The sequence below is a fragment of the Vibrio sp. 10N.261.52.A1 genome (genome assembly GCF_002876325.1).
Lineage (GTDB): Bacteria > Pseudomonadota > Gammaproteobacteria > Enterobacterales > Vibrionaceae > Vibrio > Vibrio chagasii.
Map to the genome: position 1 here is coordinate 1 of NZ_MCYD01000306.1, position 1,133 is coordinate 1,133.

At 46.0% G+C, this 1,133-nt stretch carries 1 protein-coding gene; it reads left to right on the top strand.

Annotated elements, in window-relative coordinates:
• A partial coding sequence (locus BCT81_RS03785; protein WP_241908150.1) for a M3 family metallopeptidase occupies positions 1-1,062 on the top strand: 1,062 nt, incomplete at its 5' end.
• Positions 1,063-1,133: the final 71 nt, after the last annotated feature.

A 1,133-nucleotide genomic window follows, 5' to 3' on the forward strand; every position in this document is an offset into this window, starting at 1 on the left:
CATTTCCTAGATCCAAGCTTGCACGGCAGCCGAATTGTGCCTGAAACGCTAGACACTATGATGTCTGTCGCTAAAGCGAATCGCGAGGTGGGTCAGAAAGCGGGGCTGCTAATGGCAAAAGTTCACGGCTTAGATGAGTTGAAGCCTTGGAACCAATTAGCTGCAATGCCGCCATTGGGTGACGCTGAATCTAAGGTTTATCCTTTTGATGAAGCGATCGAAGTGATCAAAACCGCTTTCGCAGAAGTAAATCCAGAGATGGCTGATTTTGTCGCTTTGATGGTTGAGAATGGCTGGATTGATGCCGCACCAGCAGCCAACAAACGTTTAGGTGCTTACTGCACTAAGTTTGCCGCGACACGCACACCGCTTGTGTTCATGACTTGGAGTGGCAGCCGCTCTGACTTAATGACATTGGCACACGAGCTAGGTCATGCGTTCCACAACTGGGTAATGAAAGATATGCCGTTGTGTAAGACACGTTACCCAATGACGCTTGCTGAAACCGCCTCAATCTTTGCTGAAAACATCGTGCGAGATTACTTACTTAAACAAGCAAAAACTCGTAATGAGAAACTTGAGATGCTGTGGGAGGAATTATCAACTGCCTTAGTTCTGATGATTAATACTCCAGTGCGTTTTGAGTTCGAAAAAGCGTTCTATGAGCAGCGTGAAAAAGGTGAACTGACGGCTCAACAACTGTGTGACCTGATGGAGAGCACTTGGAAAGAGTGGTACGGCGATGCAATGACCGAAGCAGACCCTTACTTTTGGGCGAGCAAGTTACACTTCAGCATCTCTCAAGTGAGTTTCTACAACTATCCATACCTATTCGGTTATCTGTTCAGTAAAGGTGTTTACGCTCAGCGTGATGCGAAAGGAGAGCAGTTCTACGATGATTATGTCTCATTGCTTCGTGACACGGGCAGCATGATGGCGGAAGAAGTGGTTCAAAAACACTTAGCAATGGACCTGACTCAAGCCGATTTCTGGCAACAAAGCATCGACATGGTCAAAGTTCAGATCGATGAATTTGAAAGATTGCTCGATCAGGAAGATTAATTGATCTCAATCTGTTCATAGCAGGTAAGAGCTGTGTTAGCTTACGTGGCTCTTATCTTGCTGAAAGAACT